Origin of the sequence: Amycolatopsis sp. NPDC050768 (genome assembly GCF_040654155.1) — a bacterium.
Classification (GTDB): domain Bacteria; phylum Actinomycetota; class Actinomycetes; order Mycobacteriales; family Pseudonocardiaceae; genus Amycolatopsis.
The window spans coordinates 444,151-457,055 of record NZ_JBFAHL010000005.1 but is presented as its reverse complement, the minus strand read 5'-3'; the positions used below and the strand labels follow the sequence as shown (position 1 = coordinate 457,055).

General features: G+C 72.4%; 12 protein-coding genes. 6 read left to right on the top strand and 6 right to left on the bottom strand.

Annotated elements, in window-relative coordinates:
• Positions 1–17: 17 nt before the first annotated feature.
• The 4 genes from AB0H62_RS18210 to AB0H62_RS18195 form a co-directional block, all read right to left on the bottom strand.
• The gene (locus AB0H62_RS18210; protein WP_360587006.1) at positions 18–1,424 is read right to left on the bottom strand and encodes an MFS transporter; all 1,407 of its coding nucleotides are present in this window, start codon (positions 1,422–1,424) and stop codon (positions 18–20) included.
• Positions 1,425–1,517: 93 nt separating this feature from the next.
• Positions 1,518–2,306 carry a trypsin-like peptidase domain-containing protein gene (locus AB0H62_RS18205; protein WP_360587004.1) on the bottom strand — a complete coding sequence of 263 codons (789 nt, stop codon included), beginning with the start codon at positions 2,304–2,306 and terminating at the stop codon, positions 1,518–1,520.
• Positions 2,307–2,433: 127 nt separating this feature from the next.
• Positions 2,434–2,820: a hypothetical protein gene (locus tag AB0H62_RS18200; protein WP_360587002.1), complete on the bottom strand. Its 387-nt coding sequence runs from the start codon at positions 2,818–2,820 to the stop codon at positions 2,434–2,436.
• Between the two features lie 114 nt (positions 2,821–2,934).
• Positions 2,935–3,744, bottom strand: coding sequence for an alpha/beta hydrolase (locus AB0H62_RS18195; protein ID WP_360587000.1), 810 nt, complete (start codon positions 3,742–3,744; stop codon positions 2,935–2,937).
• Positions 3,745–3,853: 109 nt separating this feature from the next.
• Here AB0H62_RS18195 and AB0H62_RS18190 point away from each other — a divergent pair, with 109 nt between their 5' ends.
• From AB0H62_RS18190 to AB0H62_RS18175, 4 genes are all read left to right on the top strand, one after another.
• Positions 3,854–4,534, top strand: coding sequence for a GntR family transcriptional regulator (locus AB0H62_RS18190; RefSeq protein ID WP_360586998.1), 681 nt, complete (start codon positions 3,854–3,856; stop codon positions 4,532–4,534).
• Positions 4,535–4,611: 77 nt separating this feature from the next.
• On the top strand, positions 4,612–6,030 hold the full coding sequence (locus AB0H62_RS18185; protein ID WP_220241850.1) for an aldehyde dehydrogenase family protein: 1,419 nt from the start codon (positions 4,612–4,614) through the stop codon (positions 6,028–6,030).
• 34 nt (positions 6,031–6,064) lie between these two features.
• Positions 6,065–7,153 (top strand): Zn-dependent alcohol dehydrogenase, encoded by a 1,089-nt coding sequence (locus tag AB0H62_RS18180; protein ID WP_220241849.1) that lies wholly within the window; start codon positions 6,065–6,067, stop codon positions 7,151–7,153.
• Positions 7,153–8,304, top strand: coding sequence for an acyl-CoA dehydrogenase family protein (locus AB0H62_RS18175; protein ID WP_360586995.1), 1,152 nt, complete (start codon positions 7,153–7,155; stop codon positions 8,302–8,304). The genes AB0H62_RS18180 and AB0H62_RS18175 overlap by 1 nt, the downstream gene beginning before the upstream one ends.
• A gap of 22 nt (positions 8,305–8,326) precedes the next feature.
• Here AB0H62_RS18175 and AB0H62_RS18170 read toward each other — a convergent pair whose 3' ends face one another.
• Entirely contained in the window at positions 8,327–10,645 is a 2,319-nt protein-coding gene (locus tag AB0H62_RS18170; protein ID WP_360586993.1) for a transketolase C-terminal domain-containing protein, read from the bottom strand.
• Between the two features lie 143 nt (positions 10,646–10,788).
• Between AB0H62_RS18170 and AB0H62_RS18165 the strand changes: the two genes are divergently transcribed.
• Positions 10,789–11,271 carry an Lrp/AsnC family transcriptional regulator gene (locus tag AB0H62_RS18165; RefSeq protein ID WP_220241846.1) on the top strand — a complete coding sequence of 161 codons (483 nt, stop codon included), beginning with the start codon at positions 10,789–10,791 and terminating at the stop codon, positions 11,269–11,271.
• A gap of 22 nt (positions 11,272–11,293) precedes the next feature.
• Positions 11,294–12,409 carry an acyl-CoA dehydrogenase family protein gene (locus tag AB0H62_RS18160; RefSeq protein WP_360586991.1) on the top strand — a complete coding sequence of 372 codons (1,116 nt, stop codon included), beginning with the start codon at positions 11,294–11,296 and terminating at the stop codon, positions 12,407–12,409.
• Positions 12,410–12,416: 7 nt separating this feature from the next.
• On the opposite strand, the gene AB0H62_RS18155 is transcribed toward AB0H62_RS18160, so the two are convergent.
• A complete protein-coding gene (locus tag AB0H62_RS18155; RefSeq protein ID WP_220241844.1) occupies positions 12,417–12,713 on the bottom strand; it encodes a DUF3040 domain-containing protein in 297 nt (98 codons plus the stop codon).
• Positions 12,714–12,905 lie beyond the last annotated feature (192 nt).

Here is a 12,905-nt window from a genome sequence, read left to right as displayed (position 1 = left end):
GGTCGGCGCGCTCCAGATCAAGTTCGCGTGGCGAGAGTGGGCTCCGCCGCGCCCTCGGGTACGTGGTCCGTGCGTCGGCGGGTGGCGATCGCGAGGCCCGCCAAGGACGTCGCGACGCCGGTGCCGAGGATCAGCAGCCAGCCGCGCCGGAAGGCCGCGAGGTCCTGTGTGCCGGCGTAGATCGCGACGAGCACGGCGGTGCCGAGCACCGTGCCGATCTGGCGGCTGGTGTTGATCATCGAGGAACCCGCGCCCCAGCGGGCCGCGGGCAGGACCGTGGCGACGATGCCGGAGACGCTCGGCATGGTGAGGCCCACGCCGGCGCCGGTCAGGAGCTGCCCGGGCAGCATCGCCGTCAGGTAGGCCGGTTCGGATCCCATGCGCAGCAGCCACACCGTCACGCCGAGCGCCATGGCCAGGCCACCGGCCGCGATCACCGGCCCGGGGCCCGTGCGGTGCGCGAGGCGGCCCGCGAGCTGCGACATCGGCACGACCACGAGCGGGCCGGGCGCCAGCGACAAGCCCGCCACGAGGATCGAGTCGTGCCACTGCGACGTCAGGAACAGCACGTTGCCGAACAGCATCGCGCCGAAGCCCGCCGAGTACACGGCGACCGCGAGGCACGCCAGCCACAGCGTCGGCACGCGCAGCGCCGGCAGGTCGAGCACCGGCACGGCGTGGCGCGCGGAGCGCCACGGGACCCACGCCAGCGCCACCGCGGCGACGACGAACGCGATCAGCACGGCCGGCGAACCCCAGCCCCGGTCGGGCGCCTCGACCAGTGCGTACGCGAGCGCCCCGACGCCGACGAGCAGGCCGAGCGCGCCGAGGAAGTCGGGCACTCCGGTGGTGCCGTCGCGAGTTTCGCGCAGCACCCGCGGGCCGAACAGGAGCGTGAGCACCCCGATCGGCAGGTTCACCAGGAACACCCAGCGCCAAGACGCTTCCACCAGCAGGCCGCCGACCGGCGGACCGAGCGCCGCGGCCACCGCGCCGATCGACGCCCACACCCCGACCGCCATCGAGCGCCGGTGGGGTGGGAACGCGGTGAGCAGCAGGGCCAGCGCGGTCGGCATCACCAGCGCCGCGCCCACCGCCTGTAGCGCGCGGAACGCCACGAGCAGCTCGATCGACGTCGCCGCCGCGCACGCGGCCGAGGCAAGGGTGAACACCGCGACGCCCAGCAGGAACAGCCGCCGGCGGCCGTAGCGGTCGGCCAGCCGGCCCGCCGGGGCGAGGAAGGCGGCGAAGAGCACGGTGTAGCCGTTGAGCACCCACGACGTCGTCGCGAGGTCGGCGCCGGTGAAGGCCGTGCGGATGGCCGGGAACGCGACCGTGACGATGAACAGGTCGAGGCTCGCCAGGAACGTCGCGGCCGAGACCACGAGCAGGACCGCGCCGGGACGGACCGGGGCTGGGGACATGGACGGGCTCCCGTCGAGCTCGGTTGGCAAAGGCAACCTAGCTGGCGGGAGTCGGTCCTCACAAGAGACTGTGCTGGTTGTTACCTGCTGGACTCAGCCGGCGACGGAGTCGTAGAGCCGCTGGATGTCGTCGTCGAAGTACGCGCTGTAGGACACGTCGGGGGTGTCGCCGCCCTGCTCGTAGCCGCCGATCACGCCGACCACCGTGCCGAGCCCGGTCGCCGGGTCGGCCGCCGTGACCCACGGGCCGCCACTGGTGCCGTCGGGGAAGCCGGGGCATTCCACGCGCTGCTGGTAGGTGTCGGACTGCGTCGTGGTGTTCGCGCAAACGACCGGGGCGTCGGCCGTGTCCGGGTAGCCGGTGAGCGTGATGGGGTTCGTGAAGCCCCGGTCGACGCCGAGCTGGTTCGCTCCGGTCAGGCTTTCCAGCGACGCGGCGGTGCCGGGCTGGGCGACGGTGAGGAACGCGAAGTCGAGGTCCTGGTCGGCCGAGGCCGTCCAGCCCGCCGGCACGGCCGCGGCGGTCACCGTCCAGCTGCCGTAGGGGGCGACGCCGTCGTGGTAACCGGGCTCGAACGTCAGGCCCTCGGTACCGCCGCCGAGGCAGTGCGCGGCGGTGAGGACGAGGTCGCCGGCGGGGCTGTGGACCACGCTGGCGGAGCAGAAGTGCTTGCCCCCGGAGAACAACGCGCCGACCGCGTCGGTGGCCGCGGTCGCAGGTGCAGGCGCGGGCGACGAGGGCACGGCCGCACTCGCGACGGTGTCGCTGCCGAGCAGCCCGCCGGAGTCCGCGACCGAGGCGGACACCGCCGCGCCGCCCGTCAGCACCAGCACCGCGGCGGCCGACACCGCCAGCGCCGCCCGGGAAACGTTGATCACCACCCGTCCAGGTCAGCACGCTTTCAGGCGCAAAGCACGCCGAGCGTCCGGATGCACAGCAACCTCACAGCGGTGCCGAACGGTGGTGCCGGCCCGGGGGATCCCACCGCCGGGATCCCCCGGGTCCGGCTCAGAAGCGCGTCACCAGCACTGTCACGCCCGCTTCGCCGCCGCAGTCGACCAGGACCGGCCCGACCCCCGAGCCGATCAGGTCCGACACGCGGGCGGTGGCCCGGTAGTGCGCCGGGTTCGGGTCGGCGACGCGGATGTCGACGAGCGCCGGATGGTCCGGCAGCCCGCCCAGCACGGACTTCAGCCCGGTGCCGCCACCGCAGTTCCCGGTGATCGTGACTTCCTGGCCCCGCGCGGTGGCCGGGTTGGGGCTCACGTACACGGTGGCCCGCGCGCCCTCCGGCGGCTGGTCGCCGCTCGCCGACGCGGTGGTGATCCCGATCGTGCCCGCCGCCGCCAGCGTCACGGCCACGGCCGCCACCAGCACCGCTTTCCTGTTCCCCACAGCGTTCTCCCTCCTCGGGTGTCCACTTCGGACACCAGTCGGACGGCCCCACGGCGTGGGACCTGTCGGGCCAGACGCCCGGGGTGACGGCGGACGTTCTCCGTGTGATCCGGATCACCGAAGATCGTCGAGGAACGCAGTGAGCACGGCCTCGTACGCCTCCGGGGTCTCGTCCTGCGGGGTGTGGCCGGCGCCGGGCAGCACCTGCACTTCGCCGCGCCACAACCGGGGCGAGGTGACGGTGCGCAGGTACTCGAGGTTCACCAGCTGCTCCTCGGCGCCGTGCAGGATCGCCACCGGCACGCGGGAGCCGGCGACGATCGCGCGCTCGTCGGCGTTCTCGACGCTCTGCAGGCTGCGGCCGAGCGCCGCGCGCGCCTCGGGGTCGGTGGCGAGGATGTGGGCGACCGCCGCGTCGACCGGCAGGGGCGAGCCGAGCGCGAGCTGGCTGCGGGCGTACGCCGTCGCGTCCTCTCGGGACACTTCGCCGGTGAACCCGGTGGCCACGGCCGGGTTCGGCAGGAACGCCGTGGCGAGGTCGGCCGGCGACGCGACCGGCGGTGTGCCGTGCACGACGATCCCGCGCGCACCGGGCAGCCGCGTCGAGGCGGAGAGCGCGATGTGCCCGCCGAGGCTCCAGCCGACGAGCACGGCGTCGCCGGCGCCCGCCGCTTCGGAGAAGTCCGCGACCACGCGGGCGTAACCGGGGATCGAGTAGGTGGCCGGGTCCTGGGCGCGCGCGGACTCTCCGTGGCCCGGCAGGTCGAGCGCGAGCACGCGGAACCGCCGTCCGAAAGGGCCGTCGAGCACCCGCGCCCACGCCGCCGAGGACGAGGAGTTGCCGTGCACGAACACCACGGCGGGGCCGGAACCGGGGCTGGTGCGATAGGCGATCCGCTGCCCGCCCGCGTCGAGGGTTTCCATGCGGCGAACGCTAGGCCGGGTGGCGTCCGCGCGGTAGCGGCCGCACGGCGGATCGTCCGGCGCTACGATGGCGTGAATCATCGCCGGAGCCCCGCAGGGTGGTCGTTTCGTGGCAGAAGCCGGACAGACGCGGCAGCCCGGGGAGCGCCTGAGCCCGCGAGTGGCCAAGCAGGTTCGCGACCTCATCATGAGTGGCGCCGTGCGCGGCGGCGAACGGCTGCGCACCGAGCACCTCGCCGAACAGCTCGGTGTGAGCGCCACTCCGGTGCGCGAAGCGCTGATGTCGCTCACCGGCGAGGGCATGGTCGACTTCCGGCCCGGCCGCGGCTTCAGCGTGGTGCCGGTGACGCGCCAGGACGTGACCGACCTCTACGACACGCAGGCCTACCTCTCCGGCGAGCTCGCGGCCCGCGCGGCGGGGCGGCTCACCGCCGCGGACCTCGCCGGCCTGGCCGAGCTGCAGGACGAGCTGGAACGCGCCGTGGCCGCCGGAGATCTCGACGCCACCGAACGCGCCGACTTCGAGCTGCACCGCCGCGTGAACCACGCCGCGGCCGCACCGAAGCTCACCTGGATGCTGTCGCTGACGCTGCGGTATGTGCCGTTCACCGCCTACGCCGACATCCCCGGTTGGCCGCTCGCCGCGCGTGACGGCCACGAGCCGATCCTCGCCGCGCTGCGCGAAGGGGCCACCGCGCCGGCGCGCGCCGCGATGAGCGCGCACATTCGGCTCGCCGGCGATCTGCTCGTCGACTTCCTCGCGGCGCAGGGCGTGCTGGCGGGCGAGTGACGAATCCGCACTGGGCACACCGCCGGAGTTTTCTATAGAATCCGCCGCGAAGGCGGTTCCCGGTCGAAGGAGACTCGGTGCAAGAGCGCAACGTGCTGTACATCGGCGGCGAGTGGGTCCCGGCGGCGGGAGCCGCCACGATCGCCGTCGAGAACCCGGCCACCGAACAGGTGCAGGCGCAGATCCCGGAAGGCTCGGCCGACGACGTCGACCGAGCGGTGCGGGCGGCGCGTGAGGCCTTCCCGGCGTGGTCGGCCACCACGCGGGCCGAGCGCGCGGAGCTGCTGCGCAAGCTCCACGAAGGACTCGCCAAGCGCGCCGAGGAGATCGGCGAGACGATCGCGCGCGACGTCGGCACGCCGCTGCGCATCGCCACGCGCATCCAGGCCGCGCTGCCGCAGACCGACGTGCAGACGTACGTGGACCTGCTCGGCGAAGACGCGCCGGAGGAGAAGGTCGGCAACTCGCTGATCGTGCGCGAGGCCGCCGGGGTCGTCGCGGCGATCACGCCGTGGAACTACCCGCTGCACCAGATCACCTGCAAGATCGCGCCCGCGCTGGCCGCGGGCTGCACCGTGGTCGTCAAGCCCAGCGAGGTCGCGCCGCTGAGCGCCTACCAGCTGTTCGACGCGATCCACGAGGCTGGCTTCCCGGCCGGCGTGGTCAACCTGGTCACCGGCTTCGGCCCGGTGGTCGGCGAGGCGCTCGCGACGCACCCGGAGGTCGACGTCGTGTCGTTCACCGGTTCCGTGCGCGCCGGCACGCGCGTGGCCGAGGTCGCCGCGCGCTCGGTCAAGCGCGTGACGCTGGAGCTGGGTGGCAAGTCCGCCAACGTGATCCTCGACGACGCCGACCTGGCCACGGCCGTGAAGGTGGGTGTCTCCAACGCTTTCCTCAACGCCGGCCAGACCTGCACCGCGTGGACGCGCATGCTCGTGCCGCGCGAGAAGCACGAGGAAGCCGTTGCGCTGGCGAAGAAGTTCGCCGAGGGCTTCACCCCCGGCGACCCGCTGGACGCGAAGACGAAGCTCGGCCCGCTGGTGTCGGCCGCGCAACGCGAGCGCGTGCGGGAGTTCATCGCGAAGGGCGTCTCCGAAGGCGCGACGCTGGTGACCGGCGGCGCCGAGACCCCCGAAGGGCTCGACACCGGCTACTTCGTGCGGCCGACCGTGTTCGCGGGCGTGGACCCGGACTCGACGATCGCGCAGGAGGAGATCTTCGGCCCCGTGTTGTCGATCATCCCGTTCGACGACGAGGAAGACGCGCTGCGGATCGCCAACAACTCGAAGTACGGCCTGCACGGCGCGGTGTGGTCCGGGGACCAGGACCGCGCGCTGGCGTTCGCGCGCCGCGTGCGCACGGGCCAGATCGACGTGAACGGCGGCGCCTACAACCCGCTGGCGCCCTTCGGCGGCTACAAGGCCTCCGGCGTCGGCCGCGAGATGGGCCGCCCCGCGCTCGACGAGTTCACCGAGATCAAGTCCATCCAGCTCTGAACCAGTTCTCAAGCGCGACGAAGGAGAAGACACCGTGGTCAAAGCCGTGGTCGTGCGCGAGCCGGGTGCCGTGCCCGAGGTCCGCGACATCGTGCTGCCGCCCGTCGGACCGGCCGACGTGCGGGTGCGGATCGCCGCCGCCGGCGTCTGCCACTCCGACCTCTCGATGGTCGACGGCACGCTGAAACCGCAGTACCCGTTCGTGCCCGGGCACGAAGCTTCGGGCATCGTCGCCGAGACCGGCGCGGAGGTCACGCACGTGAAGCCCGGCGACCGCGTCGTGCTCAACTGGGCCGCGGCGTGCCGCGAATGCTGGTTCTGCCAGGCCGGGGAACCGTGGCTGTGCTCCACGATCGAAGGCATCACGACCTTGCCGCGTGGCGAGGTCGACGGCGAGCCGCTCAACGTCGTGCTCGGCGTCGGCGGCTTCGCCGAGGAGACGGTGCTGCCCGGCAAGTCCGTGGTGCCGCTGCCCGACGGGGTGCCGCTCGACCTGGCGGCGCTGATGGGCTGCGCGGTGCTCACGGGCGTCGGCGCCGTGCGCAACACCGCGAAGGTCCGCAGCGGGCAGTCGGTGCTCGTGATCGGCCTCGGCGGCATCGGGCTGTGCGCGGTGCTGGGCGCGAAGCTCGCGGGCGCGTCGCCGATCATCGCCGTGGACGTCTCGCCGGAGAAGGAAGAGCTGGCCCGCGCGGCGGGCGCGACGCACTTCCTGCTGAGCGAGGAGAAGCTCGCCAAGCAGGTGCGCGGCCTCACCGAGGGCCGCGGTGCCGACCACGCCTTCGAGTGCGTGGGCGCGGCCGCGACGATCCGCACGGCGTGGAGTTCGGTGCGTCGCGGCGGGCACTGCACGGTGGTCGGCGTCGGGCGGCGCGACCAGGAGGTGGTCTTCAACCCGTTGGAGATCTTCCACTTCGCGCGCACGCTCACCAGCACCGTCTACGGGGCGTCCGACCCGGACCGCGACATCCCGGTGCTCGCCGAAGAGGTGCGCGCCGGTGAGCTGAACCTGGAAAGCCTGGTGACGCACCGCATCTCTCTCGACGAGGTGCCCGAGGCGTTCGACCGGATGCGCGCGGGCCAGGGCGCCCGCTCGCTGATCCGGATCGCGGCGGAGGCCTGATGGGGGAGCTCGACACCGAGGAACAGGCCATTGTGGACACAGTGGCCGAGTTCGTCGACCGCGACGTGCGCCCGGTGACGCGCGACCTCGAGCACTCGGACACCTACCCCGAGGCGCTGATCGAGCGCATGAAGGAGCTGGGCGTCTTCGGGCTGGCCATCCCGGAACCCTACGGCGAGGTCAAGGTGTCCACGCCGTGCTATGCGCTCGTCACGGCGGAGCTCGCGCGTGGCTGGATGAGCCTCGCGGGCGCGATGGGCGGCCACACCGTCGTCGCGAAGCTGCTGCTCATGTACGGCACGGAAGAGCAGAAGCAGAAGTACCTGCCGCGCATGGCGACCGGTGAGCTGCGGGCCGCGATGGCGCTCACCGAGCCGGGTGGCGGCTCCGACCTGCAGGCGATGCGCACGCGCGCCCGCCGGGTCGACGACGGGTACGTGGTCGACGGAACCAAGACGTGGATCACCAACGCGCGTCGCGCCGGCCTCGTCGCGTTGCTGTGCAAGACGGATCCCGAGGCCGAGCCCCGGCATCGGGGCATCAGCGTGCTGCTGATGGAGAAGGTGCCCGGCTTCGAGGTCTCGCGCGACCTGGGCAAACTCGGATACAAGGGCGTGGAGACGTGTGAACTGTCCTTTTCGGACTGTCATGTGCCCGCGTCGGCGTTGCTGGGCGGGGAAGAGGGCCGCGGCTTCGCGCAGATGATGCGCGGCCTGGAGATCGGCCGGATCCAGGTCGCCTCGCGCGCGCTCGGTGTGGGCCGGGCCGCGTTCGACGACGCGTTCCGCTACGCGCAGGAACGCGAATCGTTCGGCAAGCCGATCTGGAAGCACCAGGCGGTGGGCAACCACCTCGCCGGCATGGCGACGAAGCTGACGGCCGCGCGGCAGCTCATCCTGCACGCCGCGCGCCAGTACGACTCCGGCGCGCGCTCCGACCTCGAGGCCGGCATGGCGAAGCTGTTCTGCTCCGAGGCCGCGATGGAGGTGGCGCTCGACGCCATCCGCGTGCACGGCGCCTACGGCTACTCCACCGAGTTCGACGTGGAGCGCTACTTCCGCGACGCCCCGCTGATGATCGTCGGCGAGGGCACCAACGAGATCCAGCAGGACGTGATCGTGCGCCAGCTGATCGCCCGCGGTGGTCTCTGACCGGCCGCGGGCGATCGGCGCGTCAGTCCGCGACGTCCAGCGCGGCGCGGATGATGCTGTCGGTGTCGATGCCGTGGTGGCGGTACACGCTCTCCAGGTCGCCCGACTGCCCGAACCGCGTCACACCCAGGTGCGCGGCCCGCACGCGGTGCACGTTGGCCAGGAACGCGAGCGTGTGCGGGTGCCCGTCGAGCACCGTCACCATCGGCGCGGAGCGCTCGGACGGCAGCGCCGAGTCGAGGATCCACGTGTCTGCGGTGTCCTGGCCCGAGCGCGCCTGCAGCGCGCGGAAGAGCAGGCCCGCGCTCGTCACGCACACGACGTCGGCGTGCTTGCCCAGCGCGTCGAGGCGGTCGGCGGCGGCCAGCGCCTCGGTGACCATCGCGCCCATCGCCACGATCGTCACGTCCGGGCGTGCGACCGCGGCCGTGCGGATCGGGTAGGCGCCGGCCACGACCTGGCGGCGGCGGCGTTCACGCGCGGCCGGGTCGGTGGGCACCGCGGCCAGGTTCTGCTCCACGGGCCGGGTCGAGAGCCGCAGGTACGCCGACGTGCCGTCGGGCCGGCCGAGGCGCGCCAGCGAAGCCAGCAGCGTCCACTCGACGTCGATCGCGAACGCCGGCTCGTAGGTGATGCAGCCCGGCTGCTCGAGCCCGACCGACGGTGTGGTCACCGACTGGTGCGCACCGCCTTCCGGCGCCAGCGTGACGCCCGAGGGCGTGCCGACGAGGATCGACTGCCCGCCGCCGTAGATGCCGAACGACCACGGTTCCAGCGCACGCTCCACGAAGGGGTCGTAGAGCACGCCGATGGGCAGCAACGGCCGGCCCCAGCGCGACCACGTGGTGCCCAGCTCGCCCAGTGCGCTCACCAGGTTCACCTCGGCGATGCCCAGCTCCAGGTGCTGTCCGGTGGGCCGCTCGCGCCAGTGCAGGATGGTCTCGGGGTCGTCGGCGAACCAGTCCACGCGCTCCTGCGGCGACCACACGCCGACCTTGTTGACCCAGCCGCCGAGGTTGGTGCTCGACGAGACGTCGGGGCACAGCGTCACCACGAGCTTCGCGGCTTCGGGTGCTTCCCGCGTCAGGTCGAGCAGCGCGCGGCCGAGCGCCGCCTGCGTGGTCGTGCGGCCCGACGGCGTCCGGCCGATGTCGGTGGGAATGGCCGGAACCTCGTGGGCGACAACGGGTTCGCGGTGCAGCCTGGTCGCTGTTTCGGCGCACAGCCGAGCCGCGGCCGAGCCTTCGGGGAACTTGTGCCACGGGTCGTCGAGCGACGTGCCGACGCGCTCGGCGAGCTGCCCGAGCTGCTCGGCCGTGAGCAGCGACGAGTGGTTCTGCGGGTGGCCCTCGCTCGCGAGGCCGAAGCCCTTGACGGTGTAGGCGAAGATCACCGTGGGGCGGCGGTCGTCGATGGCGTCGAACGAGTCGAGCAGCGCCGACAGATCGTGGCCGCCGAGGTTGCGGATCGCCGCGTGCAGCGTCTCGTCGTCGAGCGAGTCCAGCAGCGGGGCCAGCTCGGCCGACGCGAGGCGCTCGCGCAGCTGGGCCGGCGTGCAGCGCAGCAGGCGCTGGTACTCGGGGTTGGGCATGTCATCGATGCGCCGGCGCAGGGCCTCGCCGCCCGGGCGCTCGAACAGCTCCTGCAGCAGGCGGCCGTACTTGACGGTGAGCACCTGCCAGCCCGCCGCGTCGAACATGCCCTGCAGGCGCGTGGCGCCGATGTTGGGCACCACGCGGTCGAGCGACTGGCGGTTGAGGTCGACGATCCACACGACCTCGCCGAGCTCCTGGACGTTCGGGTCGAGGATCGACTCCCAGACCGCGCCCTCGTCGAGCTCCGCGTCGCCGACGAGCGAGTACTGGCGGCCGGTGCCCGCGCCGCCGGTGGTCGACTCGACGTAGCGCCGCGCCAGCGCGCCCCAGATCGGCGCGGTGGCGCCGATGCCGACCGAGCCCGTGGAGTAGTCGACCTGGTCGGGGTCCTTCGAGCGCGACGGGTAGCTCTGCAGGCCGCCGAACTCGCGCAGCGACGTCAGGTACTTCTCGTCGAGACCGTCGAGCAGGTAGTTGATCGCGTGGAGCAAGGGGGAGGCGTGCGGCTTCACCGACACCCGGTCCTCGGCACGCAGCCGCGCGAACCACAGTGCGGTCATGATCGAGACCATCGACGCGCTGGAGGCCTGGTGGCCGCCGACCTTGAGCCCGGTCGGGTTCGGGCGCACGCGGTTGGCGTGGTCGATGATCGCGGTCGAAAGCCAGAGCACGCGGTCCTGCACCTCGCGCAGGACTTCCGTGTCCGATGCGGTTCCCGGTGTGCGCTCGGCGGCTGGACTGCTCACGACGACAACGACCTCTCTGCGATCTTCTTGGGCGTAACGCGGTCTTCAGTCCAACAGAGCTGGGTATGCTGCACAACCGATGGTCTATTCAGTGAGCAGAACGCCCAGAATCGCGCCTCAGCGCGCCGAGAGGACTGCGCATCATGCCCAGTGGCCAGCGGCTCGACGCCACCGACGCCCGGATCCTGCTCGCGCTCAACCGCAACCCGCGCGCCACCGCGGTCGCGCTGGCCGATGAGCTCGGGCTCTCGCGCAACACCGTGCAAAGCCGCCTCGCGCGGCTGGAACAGGGCGATTCGCTGCGCTCGGTCGAGCACCGGATCGACCCCGCGGCGCTCGGCTACCCGCTCACGGCGTTCGTGACCGTGCAGGTCACGCAGCGGCTGCTCGACGAGGTCGGCCGCGCGCTGGCCGCCGTGCCGGAGGTGCTGCAGGTGCGCGGGCTGACCGGGCAGTCCGACCTGCTGGTGCACGTCGTGGCCCGGGAGGCCGACGACCTCTACCGCATCGCGGGGCAGATGCTCGAGATCCCCGGCGTGGAGCGCACGCACAACGCGCTCGTGATGCGCGAGATGGTGCCCTACCGGATCACACCGCTGCTGGAGCGTGCCGTGGCCGGGAAGTGAGCCGCGAGGGCACACTGGAGCCGTGAACGATCTTGTCGCGCGGGCGCGGGAGCTGCGGCCCCTGCTCACCGCCGAGGCCGCGCAGGGGGAGACCGACCGCAGGCTCACCGACAAATCCGTGCGCGCACTCGACGACGCCGGTCTGTTCCGGCTCGGCACGCCGGCGCGCTTCGGCGGCCACGAGGCGAGCCTGCGGACGCTCCTCGACATCGGCGCGGAAGCGGGCGAGGCGGACGGCGCGACGTCGTGGGTGCTCACGCTCGTGAACGCGTGTGGGTGGGTGGTGAGTCTCTTCCCGGAGCGAGCGCAGGAGGACGTTTTCGGGGCGGACGCGCGGGCGAAGATCGCGGGCGCGCTCGCGCCGACCGCCCGGGCCGAGCGGGTGCCCGGCGGGTACCGCGTCGGCGGGCGCTGGCCGTACGCGTCGGGGATCGCGCACGCGGGCTGGGCGCTGCTCGGGATTCCCGTGGGGGAGAGCGGCGAGCCCGCGATGGCGCTCGTGCCGGCGCGCGACTACGGCATCGAGCACACGTGGGCCGTCGCCGGCATGCGCGGCACGGGCAGTGACACCGTGGTCGCGGACGAGCTCTTCGTGCCCGAGCACCGCGTCGTGCGCACGGCCGCGCTTCTGGAACGTGTTTCAGTCTTCGCGCCGTACCTGACCGTGGTGCTGGCGGCGCCGCAGCTGGGGCTCGGCCGGGCCGCGCTGCGCCTGGTGCGCGAGGCCGCGTCGGCAAAAGGTGTGACCGGAACCGCCTATGCGCGCCAAGCCGACTCGGCGGTGTTCCAGGTGCGCTTCGCCGAAGCCGCGTTGAAAATCGACACCGCGCACCTGCACTCCGCGCGGGCCGCGGACGACGTCGACGCGGCCCTCTCGAGCGGCGAACCGATGACCGAACTGGCGCGGGCGCGGGTGCACGGGGACATCGGACTGGCCGTGCAGAGCGTCGTCGACGCGATCGGGATTCTCGTGGCGGCGCACGGCACGGGAGGGTTCGCCGACGGGCACCCGTTGCAGCGCATCTGGCGCGATGCGAACTTCGCACTGACCCACGCGATGGCACAGCCGGCGGTGAACCACGAGATCTACGGCAAGGCGCTGCTCGGTGTCCGGCCGAACATCACCGCGATGCTCTGAGTCTGCGCTAGGCCTTGGCGTCGTCGGCCGTGTGGTCGCGCTTGCGCATGAGGATCGACCGGTGGATCCAGACGAGCACCGGGATCGTGACGAGGCCCCACAGGAACATGCCGGTGCTGCCGGCCAGCAGCCCGACCACGATCATCAGCACCACGGTGACGTCGGCGAGGATCAAGGTGGTGAGCCACGCGCGTGACCGCACGGGCGGGGCGCCGGCGCTCAGGGCCGCGACGAAGTCGGGGTCGCTCGCGGCCAGCTCTTCTTCGATCTTCCGCAGTGCACTGCGGTCACGATGGGGAAGCATGACCCCCTCCTCAGGACGGATCGGGCCGGGTGATCGCCCTACCAGTTCAGTCCTCCGGCCCACCCCACGTCAAGCGCCGCTTTTCCAGGAATAATCGCCAAACCGGACGGGCGGTGCGGTGCTCCGTGGCTCGAAGGCCACCTGCTCCCTGTAGAACACTTCCGGCGGCCAGGCGGATTTCGTTGCAAACTG

Coding starts and splice junctions, on each gene's coding strand:
- AB0H62_RS18210 (WP_360587006.1), bottom strand. CDS start 1,424: ATGTCCCCAGCCCCGGTCCGTCCCGGCGCGGTCCTGCTCGTGGTCTCG.
- AB0H62_RS18155 (WP_220241844.1), bottom strand. CDS start 12,713: ATGCTTCCCCATCGTGACCGCAGTGCACTGCGGAAGATCGAAGAAGAG.
- AB0H62_RS18175 (WP_360586995.1), top strand. CDS start 7,153: ATGGGGGAGCTCGACACCGAGGAACAGGCCATTGTGGACACAGTGGCC.
- AB0H62_RS18195 (WP_360587000.1), bottom strand. CDS start 3,744: ATGGAAACCCTCGACGCGGGCGGGCAGCGGATCGCCTATCGCACCAGC.
- AB0H62_RS18165 (WP_220241846.1), top strand. CDS start 10,789: ATGCCCAGTGGCCAGCGGCTCGACGCCACCGACGCCCGGATCCTGCTC.